23 protein-coding genes and 1 riboswitch are annotated in these 24,021 nt (G+C 70.5%); of the genes, 11 read left to right on the top strand and 12 right to left on the bottom strand.

The window, feature by feature from the left end:
• Positions 1 to 399: 399 nt before the first annotated feature.
• The 3 genes from BM430_RS17150 to BM430_RS17140 are packed head-to-tail and all read right to left on the bottom strand — an operon-like array spanning position 400 to position 3,137.
• Positions 400 to 1,236 carry an SDR family oxidoreductase gene (locus BM430_RS17150; RefSeq protein WP_093568450.1) on the bottom strand — a complete coding sequence of 279 codons (837 nt, stop codon included), beginning with the start codon at positions 1,234 to 1,236 and terminating at the stop codon, positions 400 to 402.
• Between the two features lie 36 nt (positions 1,237 to 1,272).
• Positions 1,273 to 2,385, bottom strand: coding sequence for a tRNA epoxyqueuosine(34) reductase QueG (queG, locus tag BM430_RS17145; protein WP_177303076.1), 1,113 nt, complete (start codon positions 2,383 to 2,385; stop codon positions 1,273 to 1,275).
• Between the two features lie 59 nt (positions 2,386 to 2,444).
• Positions 2,445 to 3,137 carry a glutathione S-transferase family protein gene (locus BM430_RS17140; RefSeq protein ID WP_093568449.1) on the bottom strand — a complete coding sequence of 231 codons (693 nt, stop codon included), beginning with the start codon at positions 3,135 to 3,137 and terminating at the stop codon, positions 2,445 to 2,447.
• A 507-nt stretch (positions 3,138 to 3,644) separates the two neighbouring features.
• Between BM430_RS17140 and BM430_RS17135 the strand changes: the two genes are divergently transcribed.
• The 11 genes from BM430_RS17135 (at position 3,645) to BM430_RS17085 (ending at position 16,421) form a co-directional block, all read left to right on the top strand.
• On the top strand, positions 3,645 to 4,448 hold the full coding sequence (locus BM430_RS17135; protein ID WP_093568448.1) for an undecaprenyl-diphosphate phosphatase: 804 nt from the start codon (positions 3,645 to 3,647) through the stop codon (positions 4,446 to 4,448).
• Between the two features lie 97 nt (positions 4,449 to 4,545).
• On the top strand, positions 4,546 to 6,363 hold the full coding sequence (locus BM430_RS17130) for a methylmalonyl-CoA mutase family protein (RefSeq protein ID WP_093568447.1): 1,818 nt from the start codon (positions 4,546 to 4,548) through the stop codon (positions 6,361 to 6,363).
• 62 nt (positions 6,364 to 6,425) lie between these two features.
• Positions 6,426 to 6,878, top strand: a complete 453-nt coding sequence (locus BM430_RS17125) for a DNA polymerase III subunit chi (protein ID WP_093568467.1) — start codon at positions 6,426 to 6,428, stop codon at positions 6,876 to 6,878.
• A 287-nt stretch (positions 6,879 to 7,165) separates the two neighbouring features.
• Positions 7,166 to 8,716, top strand: coding sequence for a S10 family peptidase (locus BM430_RS17120; RefSeq protein ID WP_093568446.1), 1,551 nt, complete (start codon positions 7,166 to 7,168; stop codon positions 8,714 to 8,716).
• Positions 8,717 to 8,729: 13 nt separating this feature from the next.
• Positions 8,730 to 9,113 carry a hypothetical protein gene (locus BM430_RS17115; RefSeq protein WP_093568445.1) on the top strand — a complete coding sequence of 128 codons (384 nt, stop codon included), beginning with the start codon at positions 8,730 to 8,732 and terminating at the stop codon, positions 9,111 to 9,113.
• A 141-nt stretch (positions 9,114 to 9,254) separates the two neighbouring features.
• Complete coding sequence (locus BM430_RS17110) at positions 9,255 to 10,352, top strand: OpgC family protein (RefSeq protein ID WP_093568444.1); 1,098 nt, start codon at positions 9,255 to 9,257, stop codon at positions 10,350 to 10,352.
• The gene (locus BM430_RS17105; protein ID WP_093568443.1) at positions 10,313 to 11,230 is read left to right on the top strand and encodes an SGNH/GDSL hydrolase family protein; all 918 of its coding nucleotides are present in this window, start codon (positions 10,313 to 10,315) and stop codon (positions 11,228 to 11,230) included. The genes BM430_RS17110 and BM430_RS17105 overlap by 40 nt, the downstream gene beginning before the upstream one ends.
• A 216-nt stretch (positions 11,231 to 11,446) precedes the next feature.
• The gene (locus tag BM430_RS17100) at positions 11,447 to 12,382 is read left to right on the top strand and encodes a TAXI family TRAP transporter solute-binding subunit (protein ID WP_093568442.1); all 936 of its coding nucleotides are present in this window, start codon (positions 11,447 to 11,449) and stop codon (positions 12,380 to 12,382) included.
• Between the two features lie 100 nt (positions 12,383 to 12,482).
• Positions 12,483 to 12,692: riboswitch (cobalamin riboswitch) on the top strand.
• A 344-nt stretch (positions 12,693 to 13,036) separates the two neighbouring features.
• A complete protein-coding gene (locus BM430_RS17095; protein WP_244539521.1) occupies positions 13,037 to 15,034 on the top strand; it encodes a TonB-dependent siderophore receptor in 1,998 nt (665 codons plus the stop codon).
• Complete coding sequence (locus BM430_RS17090; RefSeq protein WP_093568441.1) at positions 15,034 to 15,273, top strand: hypothetical protein; 240 nt, start codon at positions 15,034 to 15,036, stop codon at positions 15,271 to 15,273. The genes BM430_RS17095 and BM430_RS17090 overlap by 1 nt, the downstream gene beginning before the upstream one ends.
• The gene (locus BM430_RS17085; RefSeq protein WP_093568440.1) at positions 15,270 to 16,421 is read left to right on the top strand and encodes an acetyltransferase domain-containing protein; all 1,152 of its coding nucleotides are present in this window, start codon (positions 15,270 to 15,272) and stop codon (positions 16,419 to 16,421) included. Before BM430_RS17090 ends, BM430_RS17085 begins: the two co-directional genes overlap by 4 nt.
• Positions 16,422 to 16,561: 140 nt before the next feature.
• On the opposite strand, the gene BM430_RS17080 is transcribed toward BM430_RS17085, so the two are convergent.
• The 9 genes from BM430_RS17080 to gatA form a co-directional block, all read right to left on the bottom strand.
• Positions 16,562 to 17,266 (bottom strand): DUF2490 domain-containing protein, encoded by a 705-nt coding sequence (locus tag BM430_RS17080; protein ID WP_093568465.1) that lies wholly within the window; start codon positions 17,264 to 17,266, stop codon positions 16,562 to 16,564.
• A gap of 430 nt (positions 17,267 to 17,696) precedes the next feature.
• Entirely contained in the window at positions 17,697 to 17,894 is a 198-nt protein-coding gene (locus BM430_RS17075) for a hypothetical protein (RefSeq protein WP_093568439.1), read from the bottom strand.
• A gap of 38 nt (positions 17,895 to 17,932) precedes the next feature.
• The gene (locus tag BM430_RS17070; protein WP_093568438.1) at positions 17,933 to 18,316 is read right to left on the bottom strand and encodes a DUF6481 family protein; all 384 of its coding nucleotides are present in this window, start codon (positions 18,314 to 18,316) and stop codon (positions 17,933 to 17,935) included.
• Positions 18,317 to 18,319: 3 nt separating this feature from the next.
• Positions 18,320 to 18,535, bottom strand: a complete 216-nt coding sequence (locus BM430_RS34060; protein WP_143132058.1) for a hypothetical protein — start codon at positions 18,533 to 18,535, stop codon at positions 18,320 to 18,322.
• Between the two features lie 86 nt (positions 18,536 to 18,621).
• On the bottom strand, positions 18,622 to 18,831 hold the full coding sequence (locus BM430_RS17065) for a cold-shock protein (RefSeq protein WP_093568437.1): 210 nt from the start codon (positions 18,829 to 18,831) through the stop codon (positions 18,622 to 18,624).
• Positions 18,832 to 19,180: 349 nt separating this feature from the next.
• A complete protein-coding gene (locus BM430_RS17060) occupies positions 19,181 to 20,323 on the bottom strand; it encodes an oxidoreductase (RefSeq protein WP_093568436.1) in 1,143 nt (380 codons plus the stop codon).
• Positions 20,324 to 20,496: 173 nt separating this feature from the next.
• Positions 20,497 to 21,969 carry an Asp-tRNA(Asn)/Glu-tRNA(Gln) amidotransferase subunit GatB gene (gatB, locus tag BM430_RS17055; RefSeq protein ID WP_093568435.1) on the bottom strand — a complete coding sequence of 491 codons (1,473 nt, stop codon included), beginning with the start codon at positions 21,967 to 21,969 and terminating at the stop codon, positions 20,497 to 20,499.
• A 214-nt stretch (positions 21,970 to 22,183) separates the two neighbouring features.
• Positions 22,184 to 22,492, bottom strand: coding sequence for a hypothetical protein (locus BM430_RS17050; RefSeq protein WP_093568464.1), 309 nt, complete (start codon positions 22,490 to 22,492; stop codon positions 22,184 to 22,186).
• Positions 22,489 to 23,997, bottom strand: a complete 1,509-nt coding sequence (gene gatA / locus BM430_RS17045) for an Asp-tRNA(Asn)/Glu-tRNA(Gln) amidotransferase subunit GatA (protein ID WP_093568434.1) — start codon at positions 23,995 to 23,997, stop codon at positions 22,489 to 22,491. The genes BM430_RS17050 and gatA overlap by 4 nt, the downstream gene beginning before the upstream one ends.
• Positions 23,998 to 24,021: the final 24 nt, after the last annotated feature.

The following is a 24,021-nucleotide window of genomic DNA, read 5'->3' as shown; positions in this document are numbered from 1 at the left end:
AGGCAGGCCGGTCGCGTCCCGCCGCCGCTTGAGGAGCGGCGGGACGCGACCTTCGGTGAGCAAGGAGCTGTAAGCACGGCCAAGGCCAGAGCAGGATGAGGGACCTGGGACCAGGACACTCCGCCACGTCATCGCGCGTCACAGCGCGTCGGGATGTTGGGAGCCTGGTTCTTCGCAAGGAACGCTTGTGCGCACCCCTTGGTGGCCCGCCGTCGTCCTCGTCGCATCAACCGCGGCGGCACGACGGCATCAGAGGCCGGATACATGACTGCTCCTGAACCGACTGGCTCAAACCGATGCTCACAAACCCTTGCGAAACGGGGGCCGTCCATACATGACGCGGAGGATAGCAATGCCGTTGGGAGGATAGGAGCAGATGCGCGAGCAGCAGATTGCCCCCTACATCACTCCCCGCAACCCCTCCCGATACGTCGGATAGGCCAGATCCACCCCCAGCTCCTCCCGGATCAGCCGGTTCCGCACCCGCTTGTTCTCGCCGTAGAAGCTGCGCGCCATCGGGGTCAGATCGGCCGTGTCGAAATCCACCGCCGGCGGCAGCGGCAGCCCGGCGAGCTCGGCCGCGAAGGCCGTCACGTCCTGGGGCGGGGCCGGCTCGTCGTCGGTGACGTTGTAGACCGCCCCGGGCCGCGGCCGGTCGAGGGAGGCGGCGAGCGTGGTCGCGATGTCGTCGACATGGATGCGGTTGAACACCTGGCCCGGCTTGACGACGCGCTGCGCCTTGCCCTGGCGCAGCTTCTCGAAGGCGTTGCGGCCCGGCCCGTAGATCCCCGACAGCCGAAAGACCTGCACCGCCTTGCCCGTCCGCGCACCGAGCGCCAGCCAGGATTCCTCGGCCGCCACCCGGTCGCGGGTGCGCGGGTGGGTCGGCGCCGGCGGCGTCGCCTCGTCGATCCAGGCGCCGCCCTGGTCGCCGTAGACGCCGATGGTCGAGAGGTAGCCGATCCACCGCGCCGGGCCGGCGGCGATCGCGCCCGCGAAGGCCGCCAGCACCGGGTCGGCGCCGGAATCCGGCGGGATCGACACCAGGATCGCGTCGGCGCGGCCGAGGTCGTCGGCGATGCGCGGATCGGTCTCGTCGGGCGAGAACACCCGGAGCGTCACGCCGTCGATGGCGGCGGGCGCCTGGCGGGTCGCCGTGACGCGATTGAAACGGGCGCGCTCGCGGGACACGAAATGGCCGGCCGTGTAGCCGAGCCCGAAGACGAACAGGTTCATGCGGCTCAAAAGCCCTGTCTCACGGGAGATGCCGTCTTATGCAGGGCGCCGCCCTGCACCCGCCAGAGGGCTCGCCCTCTGGACGCCCGAGTTTTTCGCCAGGGCCCATTCGGCCAGCACGTCGGGATCCCTCTCGTCGGGCGGTGGGGCGGGGGGCAGGCGCCCGAGGCGGGCGAGCGCCCACACCGCCATGCCGCGCACCAGGGGCGAGGCGTCGCCGAGCAGGCGCGCCGCCTCGCCGGCAAGCGCCTCGTCCCCCGAATTGCCGACGGCGATCAACACGTTGCGCAGGAAGCGGTCGCGCCCGGTGCGCTTGATCGGCGTGCCGGCGAAGCGCGTGCGGAACCCCGCTTCGTCGAGCCGGGCGAGCTCGGCGAGGGGAGGGGCCGCCAGGTCCTCGCGGGCGAAGAGCCGCGTCTCCCGGGTGGCGGTCGCGAACTTGTTCCATGGGCACACCGCCAGGCAATCGTCGCAGCCGAAGACCCGGTTGCCCATCGGCACCCGGAATTCCGGCGGGATCGGCCCCGCATGCTCGATCGTCAGGTAGGCGAGGCAGCGTCGCGCATCCAGCTGGTAGGGCGCCGGGAAGGCGTTCGTCGGGCAGGCGTCGAGGCAGCGCCGGCAGCGGCCGCAATGGTCGCCCTCGGGCGCGTCCACCGGCAGCTCGGCGGTGGTGTAGATGGCGCCGAGCAGCAGCCAGTTGCCGAAATCCCGCGACAGCAGCACGCTGTGCTTGCCCTGCCAGCCGAGTCCGGCGGCGGCGGCGAGCGGCTTCTCCATCACCGGCGCGGTGTCGACGAAGACCTTGACCCTGGCTCCGGCCTTGGCCGCGAAGGCACCGCCCAGCTCCTTCAGCTTGCCCTTGATCACGTCGTGGTAGTCGCGCCGCCGCGCGTAGACGGCGATCGACCCGCGGGACGGTTCCTGGAGCGCCGCCAGCGGGTCGCCGTCCGGAGCCGCATTGACGCCGAGCATCGCGATGCTGCGCACCTCCGGCCACAGCCGCGCCGGATCGGCCCGCTCCCCGGTGCGCTCCTCCATCCACGTCATCGTGCCGTGGCGCGAGGCGGCGAGCCAGGCGGCCAGGCGCTCGGGCAGAGCCGGCACCGCGTCGGGCCGGGTGATCGCCAGCGTGTCGAAGCCCAGCACCCGGGCGCGGGTCTCGAGGAAACGTCGAAGGGCGTCAGAGGTGAGCGGGGCTTTGGGCGTCAGAAGTCCAGATCCGCGTAATGATCGGCCGGGGCCATCCCGGCCACCCGGTCGGCGAGCAGGCTGCGGAAGGAGGGGCGCGACTTCACCCGCGCGTACCAGTTCCGCGCCGTCTCGTCCTCGTCCCACGGCACGTCGCCGAGGTAGTCGACGCAGGACAGGTGGGCCGCGGCGGCGAGGTCGGCATAGGTCAATTGGCTGCCCGCCAGCCAGTTCCGCCGCGAGATCAGGTAGCCGATGTATTTCAGGTGGTAGCGCACGTTGCTGCGCGCCGCCCGGATCGCGTTCATGTCCGGCGGGCCGCCGCCGTGCTGCGAGGTCATGAAGCGCTTGTGGATCTTCTCGGTGACGAGGTAGCCGGTCACCTCCTGGTCGAACTTCTGCAGGAACCAGTCGAGGAGGCGGCGCACCTCGACCCGTGCGGCGGGGGATTCCGGCAGCAGCCGCGACCCGCCCAGCCCCAAGCCCCGGGTCTCGTCGAGATACTCGGCGATGATGCCGCCGCCCGGCACGGCGAGCCCGCCCTCCTCGACCAGCACCGGGGTGGTGCCGGCCGGGTTCATCATCAAGAAATCCTCCCGCCGCTCCCACGGGCGTTCTTCGACGAGCTGGGGCTCCATGCCCATCTCGGCCATGATCAGGCGCACGAAGCGGGAATGCGGGCAGAACGAGGAATGGTGGAGCGTCGCCATGCGGGGCCGTTTCGCGCTTCGTCTGTTGGCTGGCCTTGAAGGTCGGCTCGCGGTGGGTCGTGTCCGTCAGGATTGGCCCGGACGTGATTAACGTCCGGTCACCGGTTCATAGAAAACTTTCGGCATCCTTAACACGGGTGGTGCGGGCTGGTAACCGAGCCTCAACCTTGTTGGTGCGAGGCTCCGCCGAGAGGGTGGGTGCACCTCACGAAACTCCCGCCGCGCTGACGTCGCTACAACGGGCGACGACGGTGATCGGGAGTTTCGTGAGAGACACCGAGAATCCCGGCACGCCCTTCACCACAGGCACTCCACCACAGACTTGCCATAGAGGTGGCGCTGGACCGCCGGCGAGAGCGCGGCACGACGCCGGGCCCGTTTCCAATCTCCGCCGGACGCGGTCGCGACCGCCCGCGGCGCGACCACGAGAGCAGACGACATGACGACGGCGATCTGGGGGGCGGGCGGGCCCGCGCGTGGCATGATCTCCGAGCGGGGAGCGCGGTGATGGACGTCGCCAGCATCGGCAAGGCCGTCCTGCTCGCCCTCGTCGAGGGCGCGACCGAGTTCATCCCGGTCTCCTCGACCGGGCACCAGCTCCTCGTCGGCCACTTCATCGGCTTCGAATCGCCCAACAACACCTTCGAGGTGCTGATCCAGCTCGGCGCCATCCTGGCGATCGTCGGAGTCTATTTCCGCCAGCTCCTCGACCTGCTGGTGCGCGCGCCGAGCGATCCGACCGCCCGCCGCTTCATCCTGGCGATCCTGATCGCGTTCCTGCCCGCCGCCATCATCGGCGGCCTGTTCTCGAAGTACATCAAGTTCTACCTGTTCAATCCCTGGATCATCTGCTCCACGCTGGTCGCCGGCGGCCTCGTGCTCCTCGTCATCGACGAGACCGAGATCGAGCAGAAATACGACGACGTGCACCAGTTCTCGCTGCCGATGGCGCTGAAGATCGGCCTGTTCCAGTGCCTGGCGATGATCCCCGGCGTGTCGCGGTCGGGCGCCACCATCGTCGGCGCCATGCTGATGGGTTCGGGCAAGCGCGCCGCCACCGAGTTCTCGTTCTACCTCGCCATGCCGACCATGGCCGGCGCCTTCGCCAAGGACCTGCTCGACAACTACAAGAACCTGTCGAAGGACGATGTCGGGCTGATCGCCATCGGCTTCGTGGTGGCGTTCCTGTCGGCCCTGTTCGTGGTCCGCAAGCTCCTCAACTACGTCTCCCGGCACGGCTTCTCGCTGTTCGCCTGGTGGCGCATCATCGTGGGTGCGGCGGGCTTTGCCGGGTTGATCGTGTTCGGCTGACGAAAGGGGGCCGACGTCCCCGCAACGGCACTCGACCATGGGCGGGTCGCGCGGCTATGTCGTGGTCAGGAAACGACCCGCGCCACGAGGACCCGCCATGGACGATACGACGCTCGCCGCCGCGTTTCCGGCCGCCACGGAGGCGCAGTGGCGTGCCCTGGTGGACGGTGTGCTGAAGGGCGCCGATTTCGGCAAGCGGCTGGTGCGCCGCACGCCGGACGGCATCCCGGTCCAGCCGCTCTATCCGCCGGCCGAGGCCGCCCCCCAGCCCGGCCGTGCGGCGCCCGGACGCTGGCGGGTGAGCCAGCGGGTCGACCATCCGGATGCCGCCGAGGCCAATGCGCTCGCCCTGACCGACCTCGACGGCGGCGCCGACGCCCTGACCCTGGTGATGGCCGGCAGCCCCGCCGCCCGCGGCTTCGGTCTTGCCGGGCCCCAGGCCCTGGAGGCGGCGCTCGACGGCGTGATGCTGCCGCTGATCGGCCTGCGGCTCGATGCCGGGGCCGTCGCGCCCGAGGCCGCCCGGGCCCTCCTCGCCCTGGCGAAGGCCCGCGGCGACGATCTTTCCGCCCTCGACATCGATCTCGGCCTCGATCCGGTCGCCGTGCAGGCCGCGACCGGCACCGTGCCGTCCTGGCCCGGCCTCGCCGACCTCCTGCGGGAGGTCGAGGTGCAGGGGTTTTCCGGCCGCGCCTTCCTGGCCGACGGCCGCCCCTTCCACGAGGCCGGCGCCGGCGAGGCGCTGGAACTCGCCTGCCTCCTATCCGGCGCGCTCGCGACCCTGCGGGCGCTCGAGGCCGGCGGGCACTCGCTGGAGCGCGCCCGCGCCGCCCTGGCCTTCCTGCTCGTGGCCGATGCCGACGAGTTCCTGACGGTGGCGAAGACCCGGGCCCTGCGCCGCCTCTGGGCGCGGGTCGAGGAGGCCTGCGGCCTGACGCCGGCGCCGATTCGCCTTCACGCCGAGACCGCCTGGCGCAGCACCACGCGGCGCGACCCCTGGGTCAACATGCTGCGGGCGACGACCGCCGTGTTCTCGGCCGGCCTGGGCGGCGCCGACGCGATCACGGTGCTGCCCTTCACCGCGGCGATCGGCCTGCCCGACGCCTTCGCGCGCCGCTGCGCCCGCAACACCCAGCACGTCCTCCTCGACGAGGCCAATCTCTGGCGCGTCGCCGATCCGGCCGCGGGTGCGGGCGGCTTCGAGGCGCTGACCGACGCGCTCTGCGCCGAGGCCTGGGCGCAGTTCCAGACGATCGAGCGGGAAGGGGGGATCGCCGAGAGCCTGCGCTCCGGCGCCCTCGCCGGCCGCCTCTCGACGTTGCGGGACGCCCGCGACAAGGATCTCGCCACCCGCCGCCAGCCGATCACCGGCACCAGCGAGTTCCCGGACCTGCACGAGGCACCGGTGGCGGTGCTCAGCCCGGCCCCGGCCGCCGACGCCCTGCCGGAGGGCGCGCTGCCGTCCCGGCGCCTCGCCGAACCCTACGAGGCCCTGCGCGAGGCCTCCGACGAGATCCTGGCCCGCACCGGCCGGCGCCCGCGGGTCTTCCTGGCCAATCTCGGACCCTTGAGCGCCTTCAACACCCGCGCCACCTTCGCCCGCAACGCCTTCGAGGCCGGCGGCATCGAGGCTGTGACGAACGAGGGTTTTTCCGATCACGCCGCCATGGTCGAGGCCTTCCGGGCGTCGGGCACGACGCTCGCCTGCCTGTGCTCCTCCGACGCGGTCTACGCCGAGGAGGCGGTCCCGGCTGCCGAAGCCTTGAAGGCGGCCGGCGCCACCACGCTCTTCCTCGCCGGCAAGCCGGGCGAGCTGGAGGCCCCTTTGCGGGCGGCGGGCGTCGCCCACGACCTCTATGCCGGCTGCGACCTGGTGACACTACTGGCGCGGGCACAGGAGGCGGCGAAAGCCTGAAGCCGGACATCGCATCCCGGGCCGCTGCCGTCCGGACCGGGACGCCCTATGTCGTGAGCACCGTGACCGAGATCCTGTTCTACCACATGCAGCGCCAGTCCCTGGAGACGGTGCTGCCGAGCCTCCTGGAGAAATCCCTGGAGCGGCAATGGCGCGTCGCCGTGCAGGCGACGAGCGAGGAGCGCCTCCAGGCCCTCGACGACCACCTCTGGGTGTTCTCGGAGGAGAGCTTCCTGCCCCACGGTACCGACCGCGACCCCGATTGCGCCACCCAGCCGGTGGTGCTGACCCTGCGCGACGCCAACCCGAACGGCGCCTCGATCCGCTTCCTGGTCGAGGGCGCGGCCCTGCCCGACGACGCGGGCGCCTACCAGCGCATCTGCATCCTGTTCGACGGCACCGACCAGGACGCCCTGCTGCATGCCCGCGAGCAGTGGCGCGGCGCCAAGGAGGCCGGCCACAGCGTCGCCTACTGGCAGCAGGACGAGCGCGGCCGCTGGCAGAAGAAGGCGTGATGCAAGTTTGACCTGCTCCGTGCCGATCAGGACGGAGCACTTCTCCCCTCTCCCGTGTGGGAGAGGGGCCGGGGGTGAGGGTGGCTCGGTTTCAGAATTAGACTCTCAGGGTAGAGCTGCGCAGCTCAACGCTCGGTGTCTTATTCTGAGCCCGAGCCACCCTGCGCGATCTTCGATCGCCCCTACCCCTCTCCCACTCGGGAGAGGGGATCCCGCGCCGGATCCTTGGAATGGGATGGTGCGGATATCGTTGGACGAGCCAGTGCCACGGCCCGCGAGGAGACGTCATGACCCGCTTCACGACCCGCATCCTCGCGCTCGCGGCCGCCCTGCTGCTGGGACCCGCGCCGCTCGTCGCGCAAACGGCCCGGCAGGAGAATCGCCAGGAAACCCGTCAGGAACCCCGGCAGCCGGAAGGCCGGCGCCTGCCGCCCGACGCCACCACCCAGCACAGCCTCACGCTCTCAGACGGCCGCGTTCTCAGCTTCACCGCGGTCGCCGGCAGCCTGCCGCTGGTCGACGAATCCGGGAAGCTCCAGGCCGAGATCGCCTTCACGGCTTTCACCCTGCCGGCGCGCGAGGCGGGCGGGCGGCCGGTCACCTTCGCGGTCAACGGCGGGCCGGGCGCGGCCTCGGCCTATCTCAACCTCGCGGCGGTCGGGCCCTGGCGCCTGCCGCTCGACGGCCCGAGCATCAGCCCCTCGATGCCGCCGGTGGCGGTCCCGAACGACGAGACCTGGCTCGACTTCACCGACCTCGTCTTCATCGATCCCGTCGGCACCGGCTACAGCCGCGCCGCCGGCGATGACGGGAAACGCTACTACGGCGTGGAGAGCGACGCGGCCGTGCTGTCGGCCGCCATCGCCCGCTGGCTGCGGACCAACGACCGGCTCGCCTCCCCGAAATTCTTCCTCGGCGAGAGCTATGGCGGCTTTCGCGGGCCGCTGATCGCCCGCAAGCTCCAGGACGATGTCGGCGTCGGGCTCTCGGGGCTGGTGCTGCTCTCGCCGGTGCTCGATTTCGGCTATCTGCAGCCGCCGCGGCACAACCCCCTCGGCGCGGTGACGCGGCTGCCCTCGCTCGCCGCGGCCGGCCTGGAGCGGCGCGGGCAGACCCCCGACCCCGCCCGGATGCGGGAGGCCGAGGCCTACGCCACCGGGCCTTATCTCGCCGATCTCCTGCGCGGGCCCGCCGATGCCGCCGCCACCGAGCGGATGACCGAGCGCGTCGCGGCGCTGACCGGGCTCGATCCTGCGCTCGTGCGCCGCCAGGCCGGTCGGGTCGCCGGATCGAGCTATCAGCGCGAGGCCGACCGCGACTCAGGGAGGGTGTCGAGCGCCTACGACACCGGCGTCACCGGCTGGGACCCGGACCCGAGCGCGGCTCAGGGCCGCTTCGCCGACCCGATCCTCACCGCCATGCAGGCGCCGCTCACCAGCGCCATCGTCGATCTCACCGCCCGCACCCTGAACTGGCGGGTGCCGAACCTGCGCTACGAGCTCCTCAGCAACGCGGTCAACGGCAGCTGGAACTGGGGCGGCGGCCGCTCGCCGCCGGAGGTGGTGAGCGAGCTGCGCCAGGCGCTGGCCCTCGACGGAGCGATGCGGGTGCTCGTCGCCCACGGCTACACCGACCTCGTCACCCCCTATTTCGCCTCGAAGCTGATCCTCGACCAGATCCCGCCCTACGGTCGCGAGCCGCGCCTCTCCCTGTCGGTCTATCCCGGCGGCCACATGTTCTATTTCCGCAAAGCCTCGCGGGCGGCCTTGCGCGGGGACGCGCTCCGCCTCTACGAGACGGCCCTAGCCGCGCGGCAGGGCGGCAACGACGGACGATGACGGGCGGGGCACGATGCGGCGGACGGTGATCGGAATCGCCCTGATGGGACTCGCCTCGGCGGCGCTTCCTCTGGCCGGCTGCAGCAGCACCGACCGGGCCGCCCCGCCGGTGAACCTCGCGACCCCGGTCAAGCCGCCCCCGCCGCTCGCTCCGAGCTGGGGCCCGGTCCTGGCGCAGGACGGCAGCTGCACCGGATCGGTCCCGGCGACCGCGACCGAGATCGCCCCCGGCATCGCCGAGTGCGAGCTGGTGCGGTTGAAGGGCAAGCCGCCGACCGACGTGCTCGTCGGCGAGAGCGGACGCGGCCAGCGCGAGGTCCAGGTGCTCTACACCGAACCCGGCGCGAAGGAGCTGTACTTCTTCGTCAACAACCGCCTCGACCGGATCGTGAAGTAGGGCAGGGCGCCCTCCACGATCCCGGACGGCCGCCGCGCGGGAGATGCGCGGTGGCCTCCTCATGGGCTAAATTCAACGACGACAGGCACTCCCCATCGGTCCGGGGACGTCCGCAGGCCGGCAAAAGGGACCACGAGCCTCATGCGTGAACCGAATGCGGTCGATTTCTGGCGCGGCATCGCCCTGATCACGATCTTCATCAACCACATCCCGGGCAACGTCTTCCAGAACTATACCTATTCCCAGTACGGGATCTCGGACGCGGCCGAGCTGTTCGTGTTCCTGGCCGGCTGGTCGATCGGCATCGCCACCCGCGGGCGCGACGGGGTGCCGGAGCCGGCCGCCCGCACGGTGCTGCGGCTGGTCTCGCGGATGGTCGAGGTGTACCGGGCGCAGCTCGTCATCACCGCGATCGCCCTGGCGATGCTGGCGGGGGCGGCGCTCTACCTCGACAACCCGCTGCTCGTGGAGTGGCACAATGCCGGGCCGATCTTCAGCGACCCGATCCAGGCCACCGTCGGCTGGGTGACGCTGCTGCACCAGCTCGGCTTCTTCAACATCCTGCCGCTCTACGTCGTGCTGCTTGGGCTGGCGCCGGCCTTCGTGCTGCTGTCGCGGGTGCATCTCGGCCTCGCGGTCGGTATCTCGGCCCTGCTCTACGCCGTGAGCCTGGTCTTCGAGATCAACATCCCGAGCTGGCCGGTGGAGGGGCACTGGTTCTTCAACCCGCTGTGCTGGCAGCTGCTGCTGGTGCTGGGCTTTGCCGCGCATGAGTGGCGGCGCAGCTCGGAGCGGTTCCTGGCCTGGCGCCGCAAGCTGATGCCGCTCGGGGTCGTCATCGTGCTCGTCGGCGCGGTCCTGTCCTGGTTCAACCTGCGCCCCGACCCCCTGGCGGTGCCGGAGCCGCGGCTGCTCTTCATCTTCGACAAGTCCTACCTGTCGCCGGCCCGGCTGATACACTTCCTCGGAGTGCTCCTCGCCTTCCAGGGCGTGTTCGCCCTGGTCCAGCCGCGGGCGCGCTGGCTCACCCGCCAGCTCGCCGGCCTCGGGCGCAATTCGCTCGCGGTGTTCTCGGTCGGCTCGGTCGCCAGCCTCGGTGCACAGCTGATTCGTTTCTGGAGCGGGGGAGGTTTCGCGACGGACTTATTCGTCGTAGGATGTGGGCTGGCCTCACTCTCCTTCACGGCATGGTTCGTCGAATGGCGCTCTCGCTCTCCCCGTCCCTCCTCGGCGGCGTGAGCCTCGCCTTGGTCTCGTGCCTCGGCTTCGCCGTGCAGGCGCAGTCGACGACGCCCCAGCCCGGACAGGTGCAACCCGGCCAGGCCCAGCCGGCCCATGCCGAGATCCCGGCGCTCCAGGCGACCGCGCCGGGCCTGGACGCGCCCGATCCCAGCCTCTCCCCCGAGTGCCGGGTGCCGGGCTCCAAGCTCTACACGCTGGCCAAGCTCAAGGCGGTGAAGAAGGCGCTGGTCGAGCACCGGGCGGTCCAGGTCCTCACCATCGGCTCCAATTCCGGGGGCATCGGCACCGCCGCCACCTACCCGGTGCGGCTGGAGGACGCGCTCACCCGCTCGCTCCCCGACATCGAGGTGACGGTGGAGAGCCGCGGCGTCTCGGGCGAGATCGCCTTCGGGGCGGCCGAGCGCCTGCGCAACCAGGTGGCGGAGATCGAGCCCGACCTCGTGGTCTGGCAGGTCGGCGGCAACGACGCGCTCGCCCGCGTCGACATCGAGGATTTCTCGCAGTCGCTGGCCGAGACGGTCGCCTGGATCAAGTCGCACGGGATCGACGTGGTGCTGGTCGATCCGCAATACACCGCGAGCCTCGCCAAGGACGATTACTACCGCCAGTTCGTCCAGGCGATCCAGAAAGTCGCCGAGCGCGCGCAGGTGCCCCTGGTCCAGCGCTACGAGGCGATGCGCTACCTCGCCACGCGGGCGATCAGCGCGCTCAAGGGCGAGTCGCGGGGCGACACGGCGCAGTCCGGCGCCGGCTTCCGCCTGGCCGATCTCGGCTATCGCTGCATGGCCGAGCACGTCACCCGGGCGATCACCGTTTCGCTGCTCCAGCCGGACGTGGCGCCGGCGAAGGCGGCGGTGCCGGTTCCGGCGAACTGACGTATAGCTCTAACCCCCTTCCTCATACCCGCCATGTCATTCCGGGGCCGCGCAGCGGAGCCCGGAATCCAGAACCGCAGGTCGTGCAGAAGAAAGCGGATCGTATTCCGCTTCATCCTGTATCACCCGAGTGTCTGGATTCCGGGCTCCGCTGCGCGGCCCCGGAATGACATGGCGGGTGGCAAGAACCGTCGAGAGAATGCAGGATCAGAATCGATGCTGAAACCCTGGCTGATCGCCGCCTCCTGCATCGCCCTCCTCACCGCGATCCCCGCCCCCCGCGCCGCCGAGCCCCTGCGCCTCGTCCTCGCCACCGCGACGCCCGGCGGCGGGTTTCCGGCCTATGGCGCGGCGCTGGCGGCGGCGCTCCGGGAGGTGGATCCGGACCTCACCCTGGAGTTGCGCGCCAGCAAGGGCTCGACCGAGAATCTGGCGCTCCTGCGCGACGGCAAGGTCGATCTCGGCCTCGTCCAGGGCGAGTACGCCTACGAAGCGCTCGAAGGGCAGGGCGCGCCGGCGGTGACGGTGGTCGCGCCGGTCTACGCCGCACCCGGCCTGTTCGTGGTGCCGGCGGGGAGCCCGGTGACGCGCATCGACGACCTGCGCGGGCAAAATGTGGCCCTCGGCACGAAGAGTTCCGGCCTCACCGCCATGGGCCGGACCGTCCTGCGCGGCTCCGGGATCGACCCCGAGAACGACATCCGTCCGATCCTCCTCGAGCACGCCGGCGACGGCCCGGCACTGGTGCACGACGGACGTGCGGCGGCCCTGTTCGGCGGTGGTACCGGCTGGCCGGGATTCCGGAGCATGGCGGAGGCGCCGGGCGGCGCCCGCTTCCTCGGCCCCGCGGCGGCGGCGATCCCGGCGATCCTGGCGGCGAGCCCGTCCCTGCGGCGCATCACCGTCGCGCCCGGCACCTTCCCGGGCCAGAACGCGGCGATCGAGACGGTGGGATCCTGGAGCTTCGTTCTCGGCCGGCCCGGCCTCGACCCGGCCGCGGTCACCCGCCTCGTCGCGGCGATCGACAAGGCGAAGCCGGCCCTCGCCCGGCTCTTGCCGCATGAGCGGCCGAGCGATCCGCACGACTTGAAGGAGGCCGTCCCGGCGGCCTGGCTGCATCCCGCGACCGCGGCCTTCCTGCGCGGCGAGTAGAGCCCCGAAGGCCGCACCAGCCGGTGTGATCCTGTGGACACAGCGATCGCAACATTATTACATTGCGTTTCTAGATGTTGCTCCCCGGCGGGCGGCCTGCCATGGATGGTGCCGCCAAGGTTCCCCGGGCGCGAGCCCGCGGGCGAAGAGGGAACCCGGTGAGTCCCGACGGGACGAAACCGGGGCTGCCCCCGCAACTGTGAGCGGAGAGGTTCCGCCGCCGACGGTCACTGGTGCGCCTGCACCGGGAAGGCCAGGTGGAGCCGACGATCCGCGAGCCAGGAGACCTGCCTTGAGCGCGCGCCGTTCCGGCGCGGTCACGTCCCGCGGGCGGTGCGGCCCGGAGGAGCGCTCGGGCCCTGCGCCGCGCGATCGCGCGGACGCAGCCTGCCGCTCGCCCGGATCGCGTCGCGCGGCAACAGTCGAGTACGCTCCGTGAAACGCCGTCCGCCGTCCCCCAGCGCTCCGTCCGCTCACCCGGCGCCCCACCGGCGTCGGTACGGCGCGACCCTGGCGACCGCGCTCGTCCTCGGCGCCGCGGCGCCGGAGGCCCGGGCGCAGGAGACCATCGCCCTCGACGAGGTCGTGGTGGAGGGCCCGCGCCCGCCCGTGCCAGGTCCGAGCCTGCCGGTGCTCCCGACGACCGCCGCCGGCATGATCGGCCTCATCGGCCCGACCCCGGGCTTTCGCGCCGACCGCGCCGTCAGCAGCACCAAGACGGACACGCCCCAGCGCGACGTGCCGCAGGTCGTCACCGTCGCCCCCCGCGAGGTCATCACCGATCTGGCGGCGACGCGGGCCGAGCAGGTCCTCGCCTACACGCCGGGCATCGTGCAGCAGAACAATTTCGGCGGCCTCTCGCCCCTCGGCTACGCCGTTCGCGGCGTCGCCACGGCCGAGATCTACAAGAACGGATTCCCCCTCGCCCGCGGGTTCCCGCCCCAGCAGGACGCCCAGAACATCGAGCGGATCGAGGTGCTGAAGGGCCCCGGCGGCGGCCTGTTCGGCCGCAGCGACCCGGGCGGCCTCGTCAACATCATCACCAAGCAGCCGACGCGGGAGCGCTTCGTCGAGATGGGCGGACTCTGGGGCTCGTTCGAGCAGGCCCGCGGCACGGTCGATGCCGGAGGCAGCCTCGACGAGGAGGGCACGCTCCTCTACCGCTTCAACCTCGCCGCCGGACGCCAGAACAGTTTTCGGGATTTCGTCGACGGCGACCGGCTCCTCGTCGCCCCGGTGGTGAGCTGGCAGGTCACGCCCGACATGCGGGTGACGGTCGAGACCGAATTCCTGCGCAACCGCGCGGTGTTCGACCGCGGCATCGTGGCGATCAACGGGCAGCTCGGCGCATTGCCGATCTCCCGCTTCCTCGGCGAGCCGGGCCAGAGCATCCACCAATCCAGCGACATGATGCAGGTGCGGGTCGACCACCGCTTCGACGCCGACTGGCAGATGCGCCTCGCGACCTCCTTCAACACCGGCGCGCTGACCGGCGAGGCGGTGGAGGTGAGGGGGATCGCCGCCGACAACCGCACCGTCCTGCGCGACCGCAACCTGCGCAACTACCGCTGGGACGTGGCGATCGGGCAGGCCGAGCTGGTCGGGCGCTTCGACACCGCCGGGATCGGCCACACCCTGCTCCTCGGCGTCGAGCGCGAGAGCACCGATGCCCGCTACCAGCAGGTCCGCTCGCGCTTCCGCCAGACGCCCTATTCCCTCGACATCTACGCCCCGGTCTACGGCCGGCCGCTGCCGCCCTTCGCCTTCCAGACCAACGGCTTCGAGCAGGTCACCAACACGGCCTTCTACGTCCAGGACCAGATCAGCCTGAATCCGGAATGGAAGGCGCTCGTCGGGGCACGCTTCGACGTCTTCGAGCAGTCGTTCCGGGAGCGGACCACCGGGCTCCAGACCGACCAGACCCATTTCGCCGCCTCGCCCCGGGCCGGGCTCGTCTACCAGCCGCTACAGGCGCTCTCCTTCTACGCCAATGTCGGCACCAGCTTCCGGCCGAATACCGGGCCCGACGCCTTCGCGGCGGCGCGAAGCGGGCCCTTCGCGCCGGAGAGCGGTCTGGGCTACGAGGTCGGCATCAAGCTCGACCTGTTCGGGGGCGCCTTGAGCCTCACCGGCGCCGCCTTCCGGGTCGAGCGGCAGAACGTGCTGACCGCCGATCCCAATAATTCCGGCTTCTCGCTCGCGGCCGGCGGCGTGCGCAGCCAGGGCTTCGAGCTCACCGCGGCCGGCCAGATCACGCCGGAGATCAAGCTCCTGGCCGGCTACGTCTTCGCCGACGCGGTAATCACCAAGGACAATGTGCTGCCGGTCGGCGCGCCCTTGATCAACGTGCCGCGCCACTCGGGCAGCCTGCTCGCGATCCACGAGGTGCAGGAGGGGCCGTGGAAGGGGTTCGGCCTCGGCGGCGGCGTACGCGCCGTCGGCGAGCGGGCCGGCGACGCCAATGCCAGCTTCCGGCTGCCGGGCTACATCGCGGTCGATGCCCTCGCCTATTACCGCTGGGAGAATGTCCGGTTCGGCCTGAACGTCGAGAACGTGTTCGACACCACGTATTACGAGAGCTCGCTCAGCGCGCTCCGGGTCTATCCGGGAGCGCCGCGCCGGTTCACCGGCACCCTGTCGGTGCGGTTCTGATGGTGGCGCTCCGCAAGGGCGATGCCGGCCGCGATGCCGCCGCCGCCCGCGCCCGGCGCTACCGCCGGGACCTCGCGCCGGTCCTGGCGGTGATCGCCGCCGAGACCGGCGGAACGCCTGAGGGCATCGCCGCCTCGCTGACCCGGCGCGGGGTGCGCAAGCCCCGCGGCGGCCCGATCTGGACGCCGCCGGATGTGCGCCGGCTCCTCGCCCGCCTCGCCACCGAGACCGGATCATGACGGCAGCATCCACATCTACGCGCACGACCGCCCCGCGCATCGCCGCGATCGACGCCCTGCGCGGCCTCGTCATGCTGCTGATGCTGGTCGACCACGTCCGGGAAACGTTCTTCCTGCACGCCCAGGTCCGCGACCCGATGGACCTCGCGGTCACCGCCCCCAACCTGGTGGCGACGCGGCTGACCTCGCATCTCTGCGCGCCGGTCTTCCTGCTGCTCACCGGCCTCTCGGCCTGCCTCTACGCGGGCAAGCACGGCACGGGCGCGGCCTCGCGCTTCCTCCTCACTCGCGGACTTTTTCTGATCGGGCTCGAGCTCACGCTCGTGAACCTCGCCTGGACGGGCAAGATCCTGCCGCCGGTCCTGTATCTGCAGGTGATCTGGGCGATCGGCCTCAGCATGGTCGCGCTGGCGGGCCTGCTGCGGCTGCCGCGCCCCGCCCTGGCGGCGGTCGCGCTCGTCATCATGCTCGGGCACAACCTCCTCGACGGGATCGTGCTGGCGCCGGGCCAGGCCGGCTACGTGCCGTGGTCGATCCTGCACCAGCGCGGCCTCATCGACCTGCCCTGGGGTGTGGCCCGCACCTCCTACCCGGTGCTGCCCTGGATCGGCGTCGCGGCGGCGGGCTACGCCCTCGGGCCGTGGTTCGCCCTCGATCCCCTCGCCCGGCAGCGCCGGCTCCTCGCCCTCGGGGCGGCGGCGCTCGCCGGGTTCCTGGTGCTGCGGGGGCTCGACGGCTACGGCGAGCCGGTGCCCTGGCAGGCCGGCCCGACCATCGGGGCGACGGTCCTGTCCTTCCTCAATCTCACCAAGTATCCGCCGTCGGCCTGCTTCCTGCTGCTCACTTTGGGCCTCGGGCTCTGGCTCCTTGCCCTGTTCGAGGCGCTGCCGGCCGCGCGCCTCGCCTGGCTGCGGGTGTTCGGGGGCGCGCCGCTGTTCTTCTACGTCGTCCATCTCTGGCTGTTGCGCGGGCTTTATCATCTCGCGCTGGTCCTTGGCTTCGCCGGCCCGTCCGGCCGGGTCGAGGCCGGGTCGCCGGCGCAGCTCTGGCTGATCGCGGCTTTCCTCAGCCTGCCGCTCTATGGGGCGTGCCGCTGGATGGTGGGGCTGAAGCGGCAAGGGCGGCATCCGGTGCTGAGCTATCTGTAATGGCTCAGCTTCAGCCCTCGAAGCTCACTGGCGGCTTTTTATACCCACCACGTCATTCCGGGGCCGCGCCGCGGAGCCCGGAATGACTTTGTGGGGTGGGAACGTCGTGCGCCAAATTGAACATTCAGCGGTACGAATGCTCACTGCCGCACGAACAAACTCACCGAGAGGATGTGATCCATCGTCACCCGGGAGGCCGGCGCGTTGACCGTCTGGTTCGTGTAGCCGACTTCCACAGTGGACTTCCCGGCGAGCGGCACTTCCAGCCCGATGAAGGCGCGGACGCGGTCGAAGCCGGCCTTCGCGCCCCAATCGGTATCGTTGAGGGCGACGAAGGCCTCGGTCCAGGCTAGAGCGGCGACGCCGCGCGTCTCGTCGGTCAGCGGCACCGCCGCGCGCAGCATCTGGCGCAGGCGGAAGCCCGTGTCCCGCCCGTTGGTCTGGAGGCGCTGCTCGAATCGGGTGCGGGACGAGAGCTTGACCCGCTCGACCGTCCCGATCTCCCAGCCGACCTGCTGGAAGCTGCGATCCTCCGCGAAGGCGCGTTGCCCGAGCGGCGTGTTCTCGACCCGGGCGTAGCCCTGGTAGACGGTGACCGCGTCGGTGATCTTCCAGCCGACGGCCGGCCGCAGGATGAGCTGGTCGAGGTTCGCGATGCCCTCGCCGAAGCGCGGCTGCACCTCGGCGAACACCGCGAACGATCCGATGCTGCCGAAGGCCGTGGCGTTGATCCAGAGTTGACCGTCGTGGTCGACCTGCGCCGCCGCCGGCAGGCTCGCGCCCGCGAGCCCGAGGACGGGCGACAGGATGCGCAGGAGAGGGAGCAGACGTCCGGCCGCGATCATGCCCATTCCATCGGATGCGCCCGCGCGAATCGGACCGGGGCTCTCTTGAGGGCAAACGAGTGGGCGCGACGCTTTATTGCCGGCAAACCGGCAAGGTTTGACGCCTGTTGCGGGAGGGCCACGAACACGCGCACCATGCCCAGCACCGACCGTCTATCTTTGATCCGTGCGGGGACGCGGCCGCGCTCATCCTGGCTGGGTTCTCGGCCTCGGGGATAGCCGAGGAAACCACCGTGATCCATCGCGGTCGAGCATCACGAGGGCGTCGTCGAGCACCGCGACATCGCACCGGCAGCGTCGATCGCGGCTCCACGACCGTCCTTAAGGATGGACGGCACGGGGCAACTCGAAGGCCTGCACAAGGTAGGCTGCAACTGATCGTCGAGCCTTCGACGGGTGCAGCGGACCGTCTCGACGGTCCACTGGCGCATCAGGGAAGCGCGACGATCTCGCTCTCCCGCACGGCGCGCTCGCCCATCCGCGACCGGATGCGATAGGCGGCCTCTCCGCTGCGGTCCTCCGGCATCAGCCGGACGACCTCGAAAGCATCCATGTCGCTGGCATGGCTGTCGGACGATCCGGCCCGCACCATCCGCACGCGCTGATTCAGCTTGAACTTGTGTAGCATTGCGCCACTCCTTCCGACATCCGGCGAGAGGGCGCCGTTCACCCGCGCTGGCGCGCCTTGCGGGCCGCGTATCGGGCGTCGCGCGCGGCCTTCTGGTCAGCCTGTAGCGCTGCATTCGTCCGCACGGCCTCGGCGGCACGTTCCACTTCCTCGGCGGCCGCGGCCTCGCGCTGGCGCGCCTCCGCGGCCCGCGCCTCAGCCTCCTGCACTACCCGGGCAGCTTCCTGGGCGGTTCGCTCGGCCTCGCGCTCGGCCAGTCGGACGGTCCGTGCCGCGGTGATCGCCTGCCGCACCGCGCGCCGCGCCGCGAGGGCCGGGTCGTCCTCGGTGGCCCGCGCCTGGAACCGGGCGAGGGCGGCCTGCCGGGCCGCAGCGGCCGAGCCCAGCCTGTCGCCGAGCGGCGCTTCCTTGAACTTGCCCATCGCTCAGACCCGGCTCAGGGCGAGGGAGCGGATCGGGCGCGAGAACCGGTCGGCGAGATGCCAATGGAGCTCCCGGACGGAATGGTAACGGTAGGTCCGGTCGATCAGGTGGCTGATGTCGCGGCGCTGGTCGTCGACCTGCTGCCAGATCTGCTGCACCTGGAAGGTCGCGGGCTCGATCGCCGCACCAGTAGATTGCGAACTGAACGTAAAATTCACTCAAATGATCCGATGGAGGTCAGGCCTGCGCCGCGGCGCAGGGCGGGAGATGCGGACGAAACCATCCGCATCCCGGTACCGGAGCGTTACGCGGCGCGCAGGTTGCCGGCCGACTGCTTCCCGCTGCGACGGTCGGTCTCCATCTCGTAGGAAACCTTCTGTCCTTCCGACAGGGTCTGCATGCCCGACCGCTCGACGGCGGAGATGTGCACGAACACGTCCTTGCCGCCGTCATCCGGTTGGATGAAGCCAAAACCCTTCTGGACGTTGAACCACTTCACGGTGCCGATGGTCATAGTCGTATCCATAATCTGCAAGCGCATGGTGGAGCTCGGCACGCCGTCGGCAGCGCCAAGACTCGGATCAATCGACGGATTTGGAGCGAGTGGCAGAGCATGCGCCAGCGACGAGGCGGCGGAGAGGCTCGGTAATCAGGCCAACAATCGATTCCACATACTTAATTCAGATCGCGACAGAGCGCAAGGCACGCGAAAAAATATTAGACGCGCCGGTTGGAACGACTGAAAAAAATCACGCGAAAACGGCTCAACGTTCCGGACAATCATCCTGTCGAAGGCTGTCTCGCGTGCACGATTCCGGACGTCCGCCGATCACCCGGATCTCCGACATCCCGCGCCTTTTCGCTCAGGCGGTGACCGCCGCCGGGGCGGGCCAGCCGATGCAGTCCTCGTGGGCGCGGAAGTTGCGCAGCCACCAACCCCAATCCTCCGGCACCAGCGCGAAGGGGTCCGGGTGCGCCAGTTCCCGCGCCGCCCAGACCGGCCAGTGCGGGTTCGACAGGGCCGGCCGGCCGAGGAAGACGAGGTCGATCAGCTCGTCGCGGATCACCCGGTCCGCCACCGCCGGCAGGCCGAGATTCCAGCTCACCCCGACCGGGATCCCGACCTCGCGCCGCACCCGCGTGCCGCGCTCGACCATGAACGACATCCGGGCGAAGGGCGGATCGGTCATCTGGTCGGTGTTGAAACCGATCGACAGGTCGGCGAGGTCGAGGCCGTGCGCCTTCATCCGGCCGACCGCCACCACCGCCTCGTCGAACTGCACGCCGTCCGGGTGGAGGTCGTCGGAGCCGAGACGCATGGTGAGCGGCAGGCGCTCCGGCCACACCGCCCGCACGGCGTCCAGCGCCTCGAGGTGGAACCGGAGCCTGTTGTCGAGGCTGCCGCCGTACCGGTCCGTGCGCTGGTTGGCGAGGGGCGAGAAGAAGCTCGCGCCGAGATAGCCGTGGGCGAAGTGCATCTCCAGCCACTCGAACCCGGCCTCGACGGCCCGGCGCGCGGCCTCCGCGTAGGCCCGGTGAATGGCGGCGATCTCCTCGACCGTCAGTTCCTCGACCGGATAGGTGTAGCGGCCGCCATAGGAGATCGGGGAGGGGGCCTTGAGCTGCCAGCCGTCGGGATGGTCCGGCGGCAATTGCAGCTTACCCTCCCAGGGCTTCTGCTCGCTGCCTTTCCGCCCGGTATGCCCGAGCTGGATTGCCGGCACGCCGCCCATCTCCCGGATGATGCGGGTGACGCGGGCGAGGCCCTCGACGTGCCGGTCGTCCCAGATGCCCGCGCAGGCGGTGGTGGTACGCCCTTCCGGGGTGATCGCGATCTGTTCGGGGAAGACGAGCCCGAACCCGCCGGCCGCCCGCGAGCCGTAGAGCATCACGTGGTAGTCGCCCATCGCCCCGTCGACCGACCGGTGCATGGTCATCGGCGACATCGCGATCCGGTTGCGGAGCGTGACGTCCTTCAGGGTGAAGGGGCTGAACAGGTCGGGCATGCGGCCTCGCGAGGGGCGGCCGCCCGACCATCGAGCCGGCGGGCCTCTCGCGAGGGTATGGAGCCGGAGGCGGGACCGGCAAGGGAGCCTGCGCGGCGAGGGCGATCCGCCGCGGGCGGCGCGACGCTCTCTGGACCCTGCCTCCTCTACGAGGGAGGGCTGGCGTCAGCGCTCTACTCGATCCCGAGCTTCGCCTTCAGCAGGGCGTTCACCGCCGCCGGGTTGGCCTTGCCGCCCGTCGCCTTCATGGTCTGGCCGACGAACCAGCCGAGCAGGGTGGGCTTCGCCTTGGCCTGCTCGACCTTGTCGGGGTTGGCCGCGATGATCTGGTCGATCGCCGCCTCGATCGCGCCGGTATCGGTGACCTGGCGCAGGCCGCGGCTCTCGACGACCTGGCGCGGGTCGCCGCCCTCGCTCCAGACGATCTCGAACACGTCCTTGGCGATCTTGCCCGAGATGGTGCCGTCGCCGATGAGGTCGACGATCGCGCCGAGCCGGTCCGCCGAGACCGGGCTGTCCTCGATACCCTTGCCCTCCTTGTTCAGGCGGCCGAACAGCTCGTTGATGACCCAGTTCGCCGCGATCTTGCCGTCGCGGCCCTTGGCCACCGCCTCGAAGTAGTCGGCCGAGGCACGCTCGGCCACCAGCACCGTCGCGTCGTACGGCGAGAGGCCGTACGCGTCGATGAAGCGCGCCTTCTTCGCGTCGGGCAGCTCCGGCAGGCCGGCGGCGAGGCCATCGACGAAGGCCTGGTCGAATTCGAGCGGCAGCAGGTCCGGATCGGGGAAGTAGCGGTAATCGTGCGCCTCTTCCTTCGAGCGCATCGAGCGGGTCTCGCCCTTGTTCGGGTCGAACAGGCGGGTCTCCTGGTCGATCGTGCCGCCATCCTCGATGATGGCGATCTGGCGCCGCGCCTCGACCTCGATCGCCTGGCCGATGAAGCGGATCGAGTTGACGTTCTTGATCTCGCAGCGGGTGCCGAAGGGGTCGCCGGGCTTGCGCACCGAGACGTTCACGTCGGCGCGGAGGTTGCCCTTCTCCATGTCGCCGTCGCAGGTGCCGAGGTAGCGCAGGATGGTGCGCAGCTTCGTCACGTAGGCCTTGGCCTCCTCCGACGAGCGCAGGTCCGGCTTCGAGACGATCTCCATCAGCGCCACGCCCGACCGGTTGAGGTCGACGAAGCTCATCGTCGGGGACTGGTCGTGCAGCGACTTGCCGGCATCCTGTTCGAGGTGCAGGCGCTCGATCCCGACCCGGATGCTCTCGCCGTCGGGGAGATCCACCAGCACCTCGCCCTCGCCGACGATCGGGCTCTTGTACTGGCTGATCTGGTAGCCCTGGGGCAGGTCCGGGTAGAAGTAGTTCTTCCGGTCGAACACCGAGCGGTGGTTGATCTGGGCTTTCAGGCCGAGGCCCGTGCGCACCGCCTGCGCGACGCATTCGCGGTTGATCACCGGCAGCATGCCGGGCATCGCGGCGTCGACCAGCGAGACGTTGTCGTTCGGCTCGGCCCCGAAGGCGGTCGGCGCGCCGGAAAACAGCTTCGAGCGGCTGGTGACCTGGGCATGGATCTCCATGCCGATCACCACCTCCCAGTCGCCCAGCGCGCCCTTGATCAGCTTCTTGGGGTTCACGGGAGCGTTCATGAGGGTCTGGTCTCTCAAGCGATTCTCCCCTCTCCCGTGTGGTGAGAGGGGCCGGGGGTGAGGATCACGCGCTTCCGTATGAAACTCCTACCGTTGTGCTGGCAGCTCTACGGTTTGAGCCTTCTGCGGAAGCGCGCCACCCTCACCCCCGGCCCCTCTCCCACACGGGAGAGGGGGGTAGGTTGCGCCTAGTAGAAAGGGCGGCGCGGGGGCGTCAAGCGCGCGGCGCGACCGCCCGCCGGGCGGTGTAGCCGATGATCGCGTAGATCAGCGCCGCACCGGTGCGCACCGGGAAGAAGGTCGGGAGTTCCCGCCCGATCGGCGCCGGCCAGGGCACGCCGATCCCGGTCAGCACCCAGGACACCAGCACCGAGCCGACCAGCGCGATCATCGCGACGAGCACGACCTTGCCGAACTGGTCCGCCTTCCAGCCGAGATAGAGCGCGAGCCCGATCAGGACCGGATCGAACGCCGCCAGGATCCAGACGGAGGGCGGATAATAGGGGACGGTCGGGTGGTTCACGCCCACCACGCCTGCGGCAGGGCGATGCGGCCCGCCGCCTCTTCGAGCACCTGGCCCGCGGCGAACAGGGTCTCCTCGTCGAAGGGCCGGCCGATGAGCTGGAGGCCGAGCGGCAGGCCTTGCGCGTCGAGCCCCGCCGGCACCGCGAGGCCGGGCAGGCCCGCCATGTTCACCGTCACGGTGAACACGTCGAGGAGGTACATCTCGACCGGGTCGGCCTTCGCCTTCTCGCCGAATCCGAAGGCGGCGGACGGGGTGGTGGGGGTGAGGATCGCGTCGACGCCCGAGGCGTAGACCTGCTCGAAGTCGCGCTTGATCAGCGTGCGGATCTTCTGGGCCCGGACGTAATAGGCGTCGTAATACCCGGCCGAGAGCACGTAGGTGCCGATCATGATCCGGCGCTTGACCTCGCGGCCGAAGCCGGCGGCGCGGGTCTGCTCGTACATCCCGACGATGTCCTTGCCCGGGACCCGCAGGCCGTAGCGGACGCCGTCGTAGCGGGCGAGATTCGAGGAGGCCTCGGCCGGGGCGACGATGTAGTAGGCCGGCAGCGCGTATTGGGTGTGGGGCAGCGAGACCTCGACCACCTTGGCGCCGGCTTCGCGCAGCCATTCGGCGCCCTGTTGCCACAGCCGCTCGATCTCGGCCGGCATGCCGTCGACCCGGTACTCCTTCGGGATGCCGATGGTGAGGCCCTTGACGCCACGGTTCACCGCCGCCTCGAAATCGGGCACCGGGATATCGACCGAGGTCGTGTCCTTGTCGTCGTGCCCGGACATCGAGGTGAGCAGGATCGCGGTGTCGCGCACCGTGCGGGCGATCGGCCCGGCCTGGTCGAGGGACGAGGCGAAGGCGACGGTGCCCCAGCGCGAGCAGCGGCCGTAGGTCGGCTTGATGCCCACGGTCCCGGTGAAGGCCGCCGGCTGGCGGATCGAGCCGCCGGTGTCCGTCGCGGTGGCGCCCAGGCACAGGCGGGCCGCCACCGCGGCAGCCGAGCCGCCCGACGAGCCGCCGGGGACGAGCTTCGTGTCGGAAAGCTTGCCGTCGGCACCTTGGCGCCGCCACGGCGAGATCACCGGGCCGTAGGCGCTGGTCTCGTTCGACGAGCCCATGGCGAACTCGTCGAGGTTGAGCTTGCCGAGCATCACCGCGCCGTCGCGCCACAGGTTGTGGCTGACGGTGGATTCGTAATGCGGCTGGAACCCTTCGAGGATCTTCGAGCCCGCGGTGGTCGCGACCCCATGGGTGCAGAACAGGTCCTTGATGCCGAGCGGCAGGCCCTCGAGGGGTCGCGCCTCGCCAGCGGCGAGCTTCTGGTCGGCGACCTCCGCCATCGCGAGCGCCCGGTCGGGCGTCTCGAGCAGGTAGGCGTTGAGGAGGCGGGCCTTCTCCATCGCGTCGAGATGGGCCTGCGCCAGTTCCCGGGCGGAGAACTCCTTCGCCCGCAGGCCGTCGCGGGCCTGCGCCAGGGTGAGGTCGGTCAGCTCTGCCGGCTTGGTGCTCACGATCGTCCGTCCTGTCGCGGCCCG

The organism is Methylobacterium sp. 174MFSha1.1 (assembly GCF_900116815.1).
GTDB lineage: Bacteria > Pseudomonadota > Alphaproteobacteria > Rhizobiales > Beijerinckiaceae > Methylobacterium.
The sequence above is the reverse complement of the archived record's forward strand: the minus strand, read 5'-3'. Positions and strand labels throughout refer to the sequence as shown.